17 protein-coding genes and 2 pseudogenes are annotated in these 11,959 nt (G+C 39.3%); 11 read left to right on the top strand and 8 right to left on the bottom strand.

Annotated features, from left to right (window positions below):
* Positions 1-42: 42 nt before the first annotated feature.
* The 9 genes from J8M01_RS17680 (at position 43) to J8M01_RS17640 (ending at position 6,089) form a co-directional block, all read left to right on the top strand.
* The gene (locus J8M01_RS17680; protein WP_010558026.1) at positions 43-465 is read left to right on the top strand and encodes a hypothetical protein; all 423 of its coding nucleotides are present in this window, start codon (positions 43-45) and stop codon (positions 463-465) included.
* 299 nt (positions 466-764) lie between these two features.
* Positions 765-1,178, top strand: a complete 414-nt coding sequence (locus J8M01_RS17675; protein WP_008467855.1) for a MerR family transcriptional regulator — start codon at positions 765-767, stop codon at positions 1,176-1,178.
* A 101-nt stretch (positions 1,179-1,279) separates the two neighbouring features.
* Positions 1,280-3,523 (top strand): heavy metal translocating P-type ATPase, encoded by a 2,244-nt coding sequence (locus J8M01_RS17670; RefSeq protein WP_058405793.1) that lies wholly within the window; start codon positions 1,280-1,282, stop codon positions 3,521-3,523.
* A gap of 24 nt (positions 3,524-3,547) precedes the next feature.
* A complete protein-coding gene (locus J8M01_RS17665) occupies positions 3,548-3,901 on the top strand; it encodes a cupredoxin domain-containing protein (protein ID WP_058405794.1) in 354 nt (117 codons plus the stop codon).
* Between the two features lie 8 nt (positions 3,902-3,909).
* Complete coding sequence (locus J8M01_RS17660; protein WP_058405795.1) at positions 3,910-4,245, top strand: DUF2933 domain-containing protein; 336 nt, start codon at positions 3,910-3,912, stop codon at positions 4,243-4,245.
* Positions 4,238-4,903, top strand: coding sequence for an isoprenylcysteine carboxylmethyltransferase family protein (locus J8M01_RS17655; protein WP_058405796.1), 666 nt, complete (start codon positions 4,238-4,240; stop codon positions 4,901-4,903). The genes J8M01_RS17660 and J8M01_RS17655 overlap by 8 nt, the downstream gene beginning before the upstream one ends.
* Positions 4,887-5,309, top strand: a complete 423-nt coding sequence (locus J8M01_RS17650; RefSeq protein WP_058405797.1) for a hypothetical protein — start codon at positions 4,887-4,889, stop codon at positions 5,307-5,309. The genes J8M01_RS17655 and J8M01_RS17650 overlap by 17 nt, the downstream gene beginning before the upstream one ends.
* Before the next feature lie 10 nt (positions 5,310-5,319).
* Positions 5,320-5,691, top strand: coding sequence for a hypothetical protein (locus tag J8M01_RS17645; RefSeq protein WP_058405798.1), 372 nt, complete (start codon positions 5,320-5,322; stop codon positions 5,689-5,691).
* Between the two features lie 62 nt (positions 5,692-5,753).
* Positions 5,754-6,089, top strand: coding sequence for a hypothetical protein (locus J8M01_RS17640; RefSeq protein WP_247671185.1), 336 nt, complete (start codon positions 5,754-5,756; stop codon positions 6,087-6,089).
* Positions 6,090-6,305: 216 nt separating this feature from the next.
* Here J8M01_RS17640 and J8M01_RS17635 read toward each other — a convergent pair.
* Together J8M01_RS17635 and J8M01_RS17630 are read right to left on the bottom strand one after the other, a co-directional pair.
* A pseudogene (locus tag J8M01_RS17635) lies at positions 6,306-6,767 on the bottom strand (MauE/DoxX family redox-associated membrane protein); the annotation flags it as partial.
* A 33-nt stretch (positions 6,768-6,800) separates the two neighbouring features.
* Positions 6,801-6,923 (bottom strand): annotated as a pseudogene (locus J8M01_RS17630) (IS256 family transposase); the annotation flags it as partial.
* Between J8M01_RS17630 and J8M01_RS17625 the strand changes: the two are divergent.
* Positions 6,910-7,125, top strand: coding sequence for a Tn3 family transposase (locus tag J8M01_RS17625; protein WP_160327105.1), 216 nt, complete (start codon positions 6,910-6,912; stop codon positions 7,123-7,125). The pseudogene J8M01_RS17630 and the gene J8M01_RS17625 sit on opposite strands and share 14 nt — an antisense overlap.
* Positions 7,126-7,294: 169 nt before the next feature.
* Here J8M01_RS17625 and J8M01_RS17620 read toward each other — a convergent pair whose 3' ends face one another.
* The 6 genes from J8M01_RS17620 to merR all read right to left on the bottom strand — a co-directional run bounded on the left by J8M01_RS17620 (position 7,295) and on the right by merR (position 11,047).
* Entirely contained in the window at positions 7,295-7,732 is a 438-nt protein-coding gene (locus J8M01_RS17620; RefSeq protein ID WP_058405800.1) for a MerR family transcriptional regulator, read from the bottom strand.
* Positions 7,733-7,845: 113 nt separating this feature from the next.
* Positions 7,846-9,285: a mercury(II) reductase gene (gene merA / locus J8M01_RS17615; RefSeq protein ID WP_058405801.1), complete on the bottom strand. Its 1,440-nt coding sequence runs from the start codon at positions 9,283-9,285 to the stop codon at positions 7,846-7,848.
* Positions 9,286-9,305: 20 nt separating this feature from the next.
* Positions 9,306-9,725, bottom strand: a complete 420-nt coding sequence (gene merC, locus J8M01_RS17610; protein WP_058405802.1) for an organomercurial transporter MerC — start codon at positions 9,723-9,725, stop codon at positions 9,306-9,308.
* On the bottom strand, positions 9,725-10,009 hold the full coding sequence (gene merP, locus J8M01_RS17605; RefSeq protein ID WP_058405803.1) for a mercury resistance system periplasmic binding protein MerP: 285 nt from the start codon (positions 10,007-10,009) through the stop codon (positions 9,725-9,727). Before merP ends, merC begins: the two co-directional genes overlap by 1 nt.
* Before the next feature lie 46 nt (positions 10,010-10,055).
* Positions 10,056-10,403 (bottom strand): mercuric transporter MerT family protein, encoded by a 348-nt coding sequence (locus J8M01_RS17600; RefSeq protein WP_058405804.1) that lies wholly within the window; start codon positions 10,401-10,403, stop codon positions 10,056-10,058.
* Positions 10,404-10,594: 191 nt separating this feature from the next.
* Positions 10,595-11,047: an Hg(II)-responsive transcriptional regulator gene (gene merR / locus J8M01_RS17595; RefSeq protein WP_082653642.1), complete on the bottom strand. Its 453-nt coding sequence runs from the start codon at positions 11,045-11,047 to the stop codon at positions 10,595-10,597.
* A gap of 270 nt (positions 11,048-11,317) precedes the next feature.
* Between merR and J8M01_RS17590 the strand changes: the two genes are divergently transcribed.
* Entirely contained in the window at positions 11,318-11,941 is a 624-nt protein-coding gene (locus J8M01_RS17590; RefSeq protein WP_008467336.1) for a recombinase family protein, read from the top strand.
* Positions 11,942-11,959 lie beyond the last annotated feature (18 nt).

Raw genomic sequence — 11,959 nt, 5'->3', positions numbered from 1 at the left:
TATAAAGTGGCTAATATTGTAGGTGATAAATAAGGAATTAAAATGTTTGGACTTTTCAAGTGGTTTAAAATAGTGGTAATTACTCTGTTGCTTACGCAGCATGGCTTTGCTATTGCTAAACCAATGAATTGTGAAGAACATCAAAATGGATCTTCCGACACGCATATTATACAACCAAGCAAAAATATGCATCATCAATCAATGAATGACAATAGTCACTATCACACTGAAAATTCGCAAGATTCTAAAAACCGTCATGGTGATGAAGACTGTGAAAAATGTAAAGCTGGTGATTGTGTTTGTTGTGAAGGCGGTTTTTGTACAAGCTTTCATTTAAATGCCTATCTTGTGGAAGCGCAAGACGAAGGTATTTGCAATATTCATTCTGAGCTAATTCTACAGCGTATACCCCTACCAAAATCTGGTATCCATCTCTTACTTTATCGTCCACCAATTATTGGCTAATCACGGGATCAGTGCGCCTTTTTTTCGCCAGTCCCATCAAAAATAAAACGATTTACTGATTGGTTTAAATTACCAACCGTTTTGAACAATTAGCACAATATTTTTTGGAGGCATGATGAACATGCTCAAACTATTGCTATTTACAGTACTTAATGCTGTCGATTTTGACCGAGATTTCTCTTTTACCAAAAAATTAGTTTTTAGCTTATTCACTAGAATTAGTACTTGACCTGTGTCTTAGACACAGGTCTAAGCTGAAGATGAGAGTACAAACTTAGCTAAAAAACTGAGGAGTGAATATGAAAGTTGCGGAGCTGGCAAAAAGCCTTGGAACGACTGCTGATACGGTGCGCTATTACACCAGATTAGGATTGTTAAAACCTGCTAAGTCAGTGAACGGCTACAAGTCATACTCGAATAAAGAAGTATCGAGACTTAAATTCATTTTAAGTGCCAGAAACCTTGGTTTTTCCGTTGCAGATATCAAGGAAATTATTAATGAATCTGAAGATGGTAAAAGTGCGTGCCCATTAGTCAGAAGCCTGATCAAAGAGCGGCTTGAAGAAACAGAAAAGCAGTTTCAAGCAATGTTGGCACTTCGAGGAAAAATGTCTTCTGCGCTTTCTCGATGGGAAGAAATGGAAGACAAAGCACCGACTGCAAACATGGTTTGTCATCTCATCGAAAACTTTGAGCAAATTAAAAAAGCATAGGAGGAAAAAGGGTGGCTACTAACACAAATATAAAAACTGAATCAGGCTGTTGCTGTCAGGCAAAAGCTCAATCCTCTTCGTGTAAAAGTAAGGAGAATACGTTGGAGAAAGTATCACATAACCAACAGCTTATCATTGAAGGTGCTGGGTGTGCTAGCTGTGTAGGCAAAATTGAAGGGGCGTTGAAGGCAACTCTTGGAGTCGTCAGTGCGGAAATGAATTTTGCTGATAGGACAGTAACAGTTTATGGGACAGCTAAAACAAAAGAGTTGATCAAAGCTGTTGAGTCAGTGGGGTATAACGCGAAGCCAATTGATGATAGCTCAGCAACAGATGCGCTTGATGAGAAAGAGGCTGCGGATTTTGCATATTACAAAAAGCTAATGCGCGATACGTTTATTGCCCTTTCACTCGGCGTTCCTTTGATGATCTACAGCATTGTGGTTGGAGAAATGACGGTTGAAACAAACCTTGAGCGCATGTCTTGGCTGGTTGTAGGCATTTTAACTTTTGGTGTTATGTATTTTTCAGGTAAGCATTTTTATGTTGGCGCTTGGAAAAGCTTTAAAAACCACTCCGCTAATATGGACACTCTAATAGCTTTAGGAACAAGTACAGCTTGGTTGTATTCGATGGTTGTCGTGTTTGCACCTGACGCTGTTCCATTGATGGCACGGCATGTTTATTTTGAAGCTACCGCCATGATCATTGGCTTAATTGATTTAGGTTTAGCATTAGAAATCAAAGCCAGAGGTAAAACCTCTGAGGCCATTAAACGTCTTATCGGCTTGCAAGCCAAAACAGCAACCGTGGTTCGTGACAACAAAGAAGTTCAGATAGGTATTGAGCAGGTTTTATTTAACGATATTGTGAAGGTAAAACCGGGTGAAAAAATTCCCGTCGATGGCGTGGTATTGGAAGGACACACCTCTATTGATGAGTCCATGCTGACAGGCGAACCTATGCCTGCTGAAAAAGCTGAAGAAGATGAGGTTGTCGCAGGTACTTTGAACAAATCAGGCATGATTTTATTTAGAGCCACACGCGTTGGTAAAGACACGGCGCTTGCACAAATCATCAATATGGTGAAACGAGCACAAAATTCAAAACCGCCGATTGGCCGTTTGGCCGATGTTATTTCAGCTTTTTTCGTACCTGTCGTGATGATCACCTCTGTGTTAAGTGCGCTAGCATGGCTTAACTTTGGACCTGAGCCAGCCATTGCTTTTGCCATCGTTTCAGCAACTACTGTGCTTATTATTGCCTGCCCGTGTGCTTTGGGCTTGGCAACGCCTATGTCTGTTATGGTCGGAGTAGGAAAAGCAGCAGAAGCAGGAGTGCTAATTCGAAACGGTGAAGCACTGCAAACCGCCTCTAAAATCACTGCCATGATTTTAGATAAAACGGGCACTATTACTGAAGGGGCACCTAAGGTAACCGATATTGTTTTGGCAAAAGCTACTGACGAAGAAGGCGTACTACAGCTTGCAGCAAGTTTAGAAAGCGGCTCAGAGCACCCTTTAGCGCAAGCGATTGTTGAAAGTGCGTTAGATCACGATATTGAGTTACTAAAAATTGAATCGTTTAACGCCATTACGGGTTTTGGTGTAGAAGCAAGCTGCAACAACAAAGCCCTGCTTTTCGGAAACGATAAACTAATGAAGTTAAAAGGCGTAGACCTCACAGGCTTTGTTGAACAAGCACAGTCTTTAGCCAAAGAAGCCAAAACACCTATGTACTTTGCTGTAGATGGTGAACTTGCAGCAATCATTGCTGTTGCAGATCCCATTAAGTCAGACTCAATCTCTGCTATCCAACGTCTTCAGGCTAATGGTATACGCGTCATCATGCTAACGGGGGATAACAAGGAAACCGCTGCCGCTGTTGCCAAAAAAGCGGGCATTAGCGAGTTTTTTGCTGAAGTGCTGCCAGAAGACAAAGCCAACAAGGTGAAAGAGCTACAAGGCAGTGGCGAAATCGTTGGTATGACAGGTGATGGCATCAACGATGCTCCGGCGCTAGCGTTAGCTGATGTTGGTTTTGCTATAGGCACAGGTACAGACGTTGCGATTGAAAGCGCGGATATTACCCTGATGCGTGGTTCACTTCATGGCCTTGCTGATGCCATCGCGGTAAGCAAAGCGACTTTACGAAATATCAAACAAAACTTGTTTGGCGCGTTTGTCTATAACGTAGCCGGGATTCCTTTTGCTGCGGGGGTTCTATACCCCTTCTTTGGCATTCTGCTTAGCCCTGTAATTGCTGGTGCTGCAATGGCGTTTTCGTCATTGACCGTAGTGTCAAATGCAAATCGACTTCGCTTTTTTAAAGCCCAAAACTCATAGAAAGTAAGCATTAGGAGAATCACAATGATTATAATTAACTTATTAGGCTTAGTGTTAATTGCAATGATTGTTTGGTGGTTTTGGCTATACAAACCCAATAAAACAATTGTTCAAGATAGTGAAGTACTCATTGAAGTGAGGGATGGCGTGTATTCACCATCCTCAATTCAAGTGTCTGCTAGCCAGCCTGTCACTCTGAAGTTTATGCGCAAAGATCAATCACCCTGCGCTGAAACAATGCTTATTCCATCATTGGAGATAAGTGAGCAGCTTAAATTAAATGAAATTACTCAAATTACCTTATTGAACTTATCACCGGGAGAGCATGAGTTTCATTGTCAGATGCAAATGTATCGCGGTGTCTTAAAGGTCGTTTAGGAGGCAACATGAAAAATGAGCACCCTAAATTTTGGTTTACACCCACAGGTTGGGCTGCATTGGTGCTTATTGCCGCAGCCACCTATTTTTTAATCTTTGAACATGGACAACATGTTCTGCAATTTCTTCCCTATTTAATTTTGCTGTTATGTCCTTTGATGCATGTATTTATGCATGGCAGTCACGGCAAACATGGTCACGATCATTCACATGCGCCTGATGACAAAAAGGAAGAGAGCTTTCAAGAACTCACGGATAAAAATGAAGCCTATCGCGATGGCTACATACAAGGGTTAGAAGAAGGACGCAAGGAATTGCATAAGAAGGAGAACAGTGATGAATGAGACATATGATTATGGCTTATGGTCAATGGTGATACTGAATTCAGCAATTTTTATCTTTTTTGCCTTTAGTTTTGTAAAACCAAAAACATCAACTGATTGGCGAAGCCTAGGAGCGTTCTCTGCCTTTATTGTTGCCCTATTTACTGAAATGTATGGCTTTCCTTTAACTATCTATTTTTTGTCTGGATGGTTAACTGAAAATTACCCAGAAGTTAACTTCTTTGCGCATGAAAATGGGCACTTATTACATACTTTCTTTGGTTTGGAAGGTGATGCCCATTGGGACCCATTTCATATAGCGAGTATGGTGTTTATTGTGGCAGGTTTCTTTATGTTGTCTTCAGCATGGAACGTATTGCATCACGCGCAAAAACACCATCAATTGGCTACTACAGGATGGTACGCGAGGTGTCGTCACCCACAGTACGTAGCTTTCATTCTAATCATGTTCGGCTTTTTATTGCAGTGGCCGACCATCCCAACACTTGCGATGTTTCCAATCTTAGTCGTTGTTTACGTCAAGCTAGCGAAACGCGAAGAGACACAAGCTATTGCCGAGTTTGGTTCGGAGTACCATAGCTATATGGAATCGACACCAAGTTGGATTCCAAATTTTAATAAGAACATAGAAGGTAAAAATCATGAAAACGTTAACTAAATCAATTTTATTTGTCAGCTCACTATTGGCGGCCACAAGCTTATTTGCTCAAAACAATGAGAATAAACATGAAGGTGCGAACAAATCGGATATGCATCAAGGCATGGCAATGTCGCATGAGAACATGGGAAAAATGCATTCAAAAATGATGGAAATGAAAAAGGAAGTCCATGCCATTAAAGCTGAAAAAGATCCTGAAAAGCAAAAGCAGATGATGGCTGAACATCACCGCTCAATGATGAAGATGATGCAATCCATGCACAAAAACATGGAAGCAATTCCAATGCATAAGCAAATCAAGATGGCTGAACATCATCTGGAAATGATGGAAAACATAATGCCACAAATGAAATACAAAATGGCAGAAATGAAAGACAAAAAACAACAACACTCGCACTCACATTAGGAGATAAATTATGAGCGATTTAGATCATAGAGTTGGCGTTAGAGAGCAGAATTTAGTTGTTCGAAATTTAAGACTAAGTAATGTCACAGAAGAAAACTGTGACGAGTTAGTAAAAAAAATTGATCAGCTTTTTGGTATAGATGAAGTCAGTTACAACATCAAAGAAGGTGAAATACACCTAGCATATGATGCGGCAAATATAAACCTTGATGGGATTGAGGAAGTTATTCGCAAACATGGTGCCGATGTTCATGATGATTGGTGGACGCACACTAAAGAAAGTTACTACAAATTTGTTGATCAGAATGTTAAAGACAACGCTGCTCATAAACCGTGGAGTTGTCACAAAGTTCCTCCGGGTGCAAGCCGGAAAAATAAGTAAGCTTCCAAAGAGCTTGCTCAGTTAATAAGTTAGATGAGGAAAAAATGATGAAAACATCCAATATGAAAATTCTTTTGCTTGTTGTATTCGGTATCTTTTTAGCAGGCTGTTCGAATACTGCGTTTTATCACAAAAATATGATGAGGGGCCAAGTGGTTGAGCAGTCTACTGATCGAACTCTGATTTGTATTGGTGCCAAACATGGTGCAGAGGTTGGACAAAAATACAGTGTTATTAGATTCCATGAGGAAATTGCGCCGGGTGAAGGTGATGATCCGTACACTATTGAAAAAGTGGGAACGGTACAAATTACTAAAATTGTAAATGATCACTTCGCAACGGTAAAACTAATATCTGGTGACATCGCAGCGAAAGATATGGTGGAACTTGAAGACTAGTAAAGTGGTGGCGAAAGCCACCACAAGAGCATAACAATAAAACTTAATGAAAAAACTTTAGTGTTATTTTGTACAACCTTTGAGATTGTTTGCTCAGTTCTGGTTATCTTGATGCCAGTACGACAGAAAAAATGTTACATATGAATTAGAAAGGTGTGGGCTGGCATCCTAGGTCTAATCTTAACAGTTAAGGGGCCGCCGAATAGAGCTATACCTTTACATCAGCAGCATAATCAATGCTCCCGCGATCATAAATAAGTTTTCAGATAGCGATACAAATCCAAGTGGCACACTGCTATCGCCGCCTACACAGGCACACTTTAACTGGCGTTTGTCGATGTAAACGGCTTTGAAAACTGAAATTGCTCCAACTGTGCCGATAAACAATGAAAATGGTGCCACTGCGAGAGGCTGTAGTTGGGCAACCATACCAATACCTGCATATGCTTCAATGAAGGGATAAATATAACCATATCTTATCCATCTCATCGCTAGTAAATCATAAGTAATAAACGAATTTGTGAAACTGTATAGGTCTTTCAGTTTTTGCACCGCTAAGAGCGTCATTGAAAAAGCTATAAATAGCATCAGTGTTCTGATGGAGATAAATGAGCCGGAAGCAAAATGTTGAGATGCGACAGCAAGAAGTGCAGCTATCGAGAAAATGGCTACAACGGGAGGGCGTTCAGAATTCTGTGTCAGCCTAAGTTGCTAAATATCTAGCACACCATCTAACCTACCTTCGAAGTGGATGGCCAATTGCGACAATGTCAGATTCCAATTATGGATTGGCATTGTCCATTTCTTCGAGGCATTTAATATGCCTGCATACAATATTTATTATAATTCCGCGTTACTATCGGCATTTTTACAAATCCAAGAGAGGAACGGTAGGCAAGATGTGGTTGATGTTATTTCTCGGCTTTCACCTGTTGCTTGGCAACACATTAATCTAAATGGGGAATATGCCTTTAATAAAGACCGCAAAGAAATCGACTTAGCTGGTTTACTTAGTGATGTAGAATCAATAAGTTAAATCATAACATCTGTTTATATTTCTAATTCAACAGGTACTTCGCATGAAAGTGCCATTAAAAATTGGAGTTGTTGATATTCTATATGCTTGATATATACAAGCTAACATTGATAGAAAGTAGATAAGCTAACAAGTTTTTGGTCGAGCCATGAGCTGTTCTATAATTGTTCTAATTGCAAAACTCTTCAATTTGGTTTGTTATTAGATCTAAAAATACTTTTCTATGCTCGATTTTAGTAAGTAGCAGCTTTTGGATGTCGTCAGGAATTTTTCTTTCTCCTGCATCTATTGCCATTAGTAATGGCTTGATATCAATTACAAGAAGACCTGCCGCCCTTGCTGCTCGAATGAACTTTAATCTCTTTAATGCACATAAGCCGTAAAGGGAATAACCTGATTTAGTTTTTTCTTCGCAGTGTATTATATTCTCAAGTGCATAATTCCTTATAGTATGGACAGACGTTTGTGCAGCTTGTGCCAGTTGAGAAATACTCAAAGGAAAATCCAACGCATCATCATCACTATTAATGAACTTACTGATGTCAGGGATCTCCGTTAAAAAACTGACTTCACCAACAGGAATGTTTTCAACCTTAGATTTAATCATGGTTTAGCATGTTTCCAATTTGTGTTGTTAATGGAATGCCTTAATATATCTTGATTACATTCAATCAATTGGCACTCCATTAACATTTCTATAAGTACATTACCGTTAAATGATTACCCCGCGCAGCAAGATAGCTCTTTAACGTCTTTGCTAAAGGTTTGAGCGCATAGCTTCAATCCTTCAACCATCGTCAAATACGGAAATAGTTGACCTGCTAAATCCTCTACGGTCATGTTGTTATGAATGGCTAATGCTGCACTTTGTATAAGTTCACCACCTTCATGCGCGAGAATTTGTGCGCCTAATATCTCACCTGTTTGTTTTTCTGCAACTAGTTTGATAAATCCATCAGTTTCAAAATTTGCTAATGCTCTAGGTACGTTTTCCATATCAAGTACACGACTTATCGTATTTATTCCTTCCGCTGAAGCTTGTTCTTCGGTTAGACCCACCGTAGCAACTTGTGGGTCAGTGAATATAACAGCAGGCATGGTAGATAAGTCGAGTGGTGCATTTCCGCCCGTCATATTAATTCCGGCTCTACTTCCGGCAGCAGCAGCAACATAGACAAACTGTGGCATATTGGAGCAATCTCCTGCGGCATAAATGTTAGCTGTTGATGTTTCCATCATACTATTAACAATAATGGCACCACTTTTATCTGTTTTAACACCAACGTTTTCTAAACCAAGCTTGCCAGTATTTGCATGGCGACCAGTAGAAATAAGCAATTTTTCAGCGATTAATGTTCCTTCGTTAGTTTCTAATGAAAACCCATTGCTACCATAAGAAACATGACTTGCTTGCGTATTATTAAGTACACGAATGCCTTCTTTTTCAAAACATTCAGTCAGCTTTTCACCTAATAACGGATCTTCTGCATATAAAAGCGTATGTCGTGCTAATACTGTTACACTGCTACCCAAACGGGCATAAGCTTGTGCAATTTCCAGTGCTATAACAGAAGAGCCGATGACAACCAGACTACTTGGTAACTCCTCCGAAAATAAAGCTTCGGTTGATGTCCAATAAGGTGTATCAATTAGCCCATCAATAGGTGGAATACTTGGTGTAGAGCCTGTAGCAATTAAAATGCGATCTGCAACCAGCTCTTCTTCGTTACCATCAGCCTTTTGAACTAACAAGGTATTTTCATTTTTAAAACGCGCATAACCTTTAAGTAAAGATAGCGCAGGGTTGTTCTCTAAAATACTTTGATATTTAGCACCGCGTAATTCTTCAACGCGAGCTGTTTGCTGATGTGCTAGTAAGGAGCGGCTAAGTTGTGGTTGAATATTCTCTAAACCATCAAATGGGTTAGTACGTTGCTGGTGCGCTAATTGCGCTGCACGGATCAATATTTTTGAAGGAACACAGCCTACATTTACACAGCAGCCACCGATAACATCAGCTCCCTCTATGATAGTAACTCTTGCTCCGCCTTCCGCTGCTTTAATAGCACTGGCAAATGCTCCTGAGCCACTACCAATAATGGCTACATGTAATTGTTCTGGCTGAGTGTCATTTGACGAGCAACAACTATTCGTTGACATATTTTATTCCTCTTAAAAAGTTAAGCGGTACAAGTTTCATCATCACAGCGTTTATTTGCTGGAGAAACCATGTCCCAAATTGATACAGCAGCCATCAGTCCTAGCCCCGTATAAGTAACGTATGAACTCCACCCGTACTGGAACCAAGGGTATAAAGAGAGTAAAACCAAAATGGGGCCAATTGAACCAACTAAACTGCGGTGCCATTGACGATGGCTAAACCAACTTAAGATATTCATTGTCAGCGCTAATACTGCAAACAGAGGGAATAACGTATTGATAAATAATCCTTCCCACTGACTAAGAAATCCCATACCAATTGCCGCACCTAGACTAGCTATCGCAGGAAAACACATAGCGCATCCCATTGCAGAAACAAGTGCGCCTATAGCGCCTGCTTTATCTCCGATACGCGTAACAAGATTTAAGGGGCTAAACATTACTTATTTTCACTTTTTAAATTTGATGGGTAGCCAGCATTGGTAGTCGCTGTGATTAATGCATTGATGTTGGTTTTAGTATCATCAAAAGAAACAATAGCTAGCTTAGGCTTGTAGGTAACTTTCGCTTTTTCAACGCCATCAACATTTTCTAACGATTTTTTAACTGTGATTGGGCATGTCGCACAGTTCATCGTTGGTACTTCCAGCGTAACTGTTTTTACTTCAGCAAAAGCACCAAAACTAGTAAGTGAAAGCAGTGCGGTTAATAATAATTTTTTCATAATTAGCTCCAAATTTTAAAATGTTATAAATTTCTTGATCTGTATATTAAGCAAACAAAAGTATCCAATAATTACTGGTCACAAAAATTGTTGCAGCTATAGCGCTCAGCCAGAAAATGACTTTTCGTTGTTGCTGCTTCTTAGGAACTGCACAGGCGGTTCCCGGCTCACACTCTTCTACTGGACGATAAATTTTCCAACCTGAGTAACCAAACAACAACACTACAAATGTGATAAATAATGGCCTATAGGGTTCAAATGCAGTTAAATTACCAATCCATGAGCCACTAACCCCCAGTAGTAGCAGGACTAAAGGACCTACACAGCATACGCCTGCGCCTAATGCTGCGATGATGCCTCCTATCATTGGAAGGTTTGATTCTTTTTGATTCATATGGATACCTCATTAAGTGATAATGCAAGTGTATTGTATGTACCTAGGTACGGAGTCAAGAGTGATTTATAAAAAATTTTATATTGGATAATCTGCTACGACAAATATGGGGAATAAGCTGACTTGAATTAAGGCGCAGACGTAAAATTGGATATGCTGTCTTAGTAGGAAATGGTAGTTAACCGAATCGTTTACTTCGGTTGCAACGAATCAATTATTGGGCAGTAGTTATCGTCATCATTATTTTGGCATTGTCCTAAATGTTCTTCCAAAGCGTGTTCTAACAGCAACAAGTCAGCCATCTTTTTTTGTACTGCGATCAGCTTTTTATTAGCTAATTCTTGTACTTTACTACATGGGCTATCGTTTAACGCAAGTAACCCTTCAATTTCATTTAGCGTAAAACCTAATTCTTGAGAACGCTTGATAAAATGTATTCTATTTACCGTTTCTTTCGGGTAATGTCTATAGCCCTGCATAGGCTTTGGTGGTTGTTTAATTAAGCCTTTGCGTTCATAAAAGCGAATTGTCTCGACATTTACACTCAGTTCTTTAGCCAACATACTTATGGTTCGTTTAGACACGTTATCAATTACCTTACTTACTTTTTGTTTACTTACTTTATATCTAATTAAAGTGACCATCAATGAATACCAGTTTAAACACCGCTAATTGATTTTGTTTTTTTCTTCTATTAAATAAGTAAAGTTATCGTTGTTACAACAATACTAAACCACAACAATGTATGGTTTATCCTTTTTCATTATCAAAGTCCAAATTAATGTTATTACATTTAGTTTTACATGAGTACACCCTAAAGACACTATTGAGATATCACAGGAAATTACGTAATGACACCACTTAAATAAACCTATATGATATGACACCATCTAAATAGACCTAATTAGGCAAAAATGTTCATAAGAGCATATTTACGAGCATCAACTTCTGAGCAAGATGCCAATAGAGCAAAAAGCTCATTAAAAAAATTCGTTTCTGGCTTTAGCAAACGAATAGCTTCTTTTTATATAGAAAATAAATCTGGCAATTCTTTAGATAGACCAGAGCTAATTCGTTTATTGGATGAATCAGAGTCCGGTGATGTTTTGTTAGTTGAATCAATCGATCGTTTAACAAGGTTAAGTCCCGATGATTGGAAAACTCTTGTAGCCTCAATAAATGAAAAAGGAATTAGTGTTGTTAGTTTAGATCTACCAACAAGTCATTTAACATTTGGTAGTTTTCCAAGTGATGATTTTATGAGATCAATACTTAGCGCTATTAATAATATGCTGTTAGAAATATTAGCGGCCAGTGCATATAAAGAATATCGAGAACGTGAACGTAAGCAAAAAGAAGGTATTGTGAAAGCACAGCAAAAGGGACTTTATCACGGTCGTCAGCCTGATTTAGAGGCTCATGATAGGATTGCCTCGTTTACTGAAGCTGGATTTAGTATTAATAAAACGGCTGAAGCAGTTGGAGTTAGTCGAAGTACGGTAATTAGAGTTAGAAAAAAGCTTAAAAATTTAGACTAAGGTTAATTTCGAGGGGAT

This window comes from Pseudoalteromonas sp. MMG005 (assembly GCF_018101015.1).
In the GTDB taxonomy this organism is placed as follows: Bacteria; Pseudomonadota; Gammaproteobacteria; order Enterobacterales; family Alteromonadaceae; genus Pseudoalteromonas; species Pseudoalteromonas aurantia.
This window is presented reverse-complemented; position numbering and strand designations above follow the sequence as displayed.

Coding starts and splice junctions, on each gene's coding strand:
- J8M01_RS17645 (WP_058405798.1), top strand. CDS start 5,320: ATGAGCGATTTAGATCATAGAGTTGGCGTTAGAGAGCAGAATTTAGTT.
- J8M01_RS17680 (WP_010558026.1), top strand. CDS start 43: ATGTTTGGACTTTTCAAGTGGTTTAAAATAGTGGTAATTACTCTGTTG.
- J8M01_RS17620 (WP_058405800.1), bottom strand. CDS start 7,732: ATGATTAAATCTAAGGTTGAAAACATTCCTGTTGGTGAAGTCAGTTTT.
- J8M01_RS17590 (WP_008467336.1), top strand. CDS start 11,318: ATGTTCATAAGAGCATATTTACGAGCATCAACTTCTGAGCAAGATGCC.
- J8M01_RS17660 (WP_058405795.1), top strand. CDS start 3,910: ATGAAAAATGAGCACCCTAAATTTTGGTTTACACCCACAGGTTGGGCT.
- J8M01_RS17655 (WP_058405796.1), top strand. CDS start 4,238: ATGAATGAGACATATGATTATGGCTTATGGTCAATGGTGATACTGAAT.
- J8M01_RS17665 (WP_058405794.1), top strand. CDS start 3,548: ATGATTATAATTAACTTATTAGGCTTAGTGTTAATTGCAATGATTGTT.
- J8M01_RS17625 (WP_160327105.1), top strand. CDS start 6,910: ATGCCTGCATACAATATTTATTATAATTCCGCGTTACTATCGGCATTT.
- J8M01_RS17650 (WP_058405797.1), top strand. CDS start 4,887: ATGAAAACGTTAACTAAATCAATTTTATTTGTCAGCTCACTATTGGCG.
- merC (WP_058405802.1), bottom strand. CDS start 9,725: ATGTTTAGCCCCTTAAATCTTGTTACGCGTATCGGAGATAAAGCAGGC.
- J8M01_RS17600 (WP_058405804.1), bottom strand. CDS start 10,403: ATGAATCAAAAAGAATCAAACCTTCCAATGATAGGAGGCATCATCGCA.
- merP (WP_058405803.1), bottom strand. CDS start 10,009: ATGAAAAAATTATTATTAACCGCACTGCTTTCACTTACTAGTTTTGGT.
- merR (WP_082653642.1), bottom strand. CDS start 11,047: ATGGTCACTTTAATTAGATATAAAGTAAGTAAACAAAAAGTAAGTAAG.
- J8M01_RS17675 (WP_008467855.1), top strand. CDS start 765: ATGAAAGTTGCGGAGCTGGCAAAAAGCCTTGGAACGACTGCTGATACG.
- J8M01_RS17640 (WP_247671185.1), top strand. CDS start 5,754: ATGAAAATTCTTTTGCTTGTTGTATTCGGTATCTTTTTAGCAGGCTGT.
- merA (WP_058405801.1), bottom strand. CDS start 9,285: ATGTCAACGAATAGTTGTTGCTCGTCAAATGACACTCAGCCAGAACAA.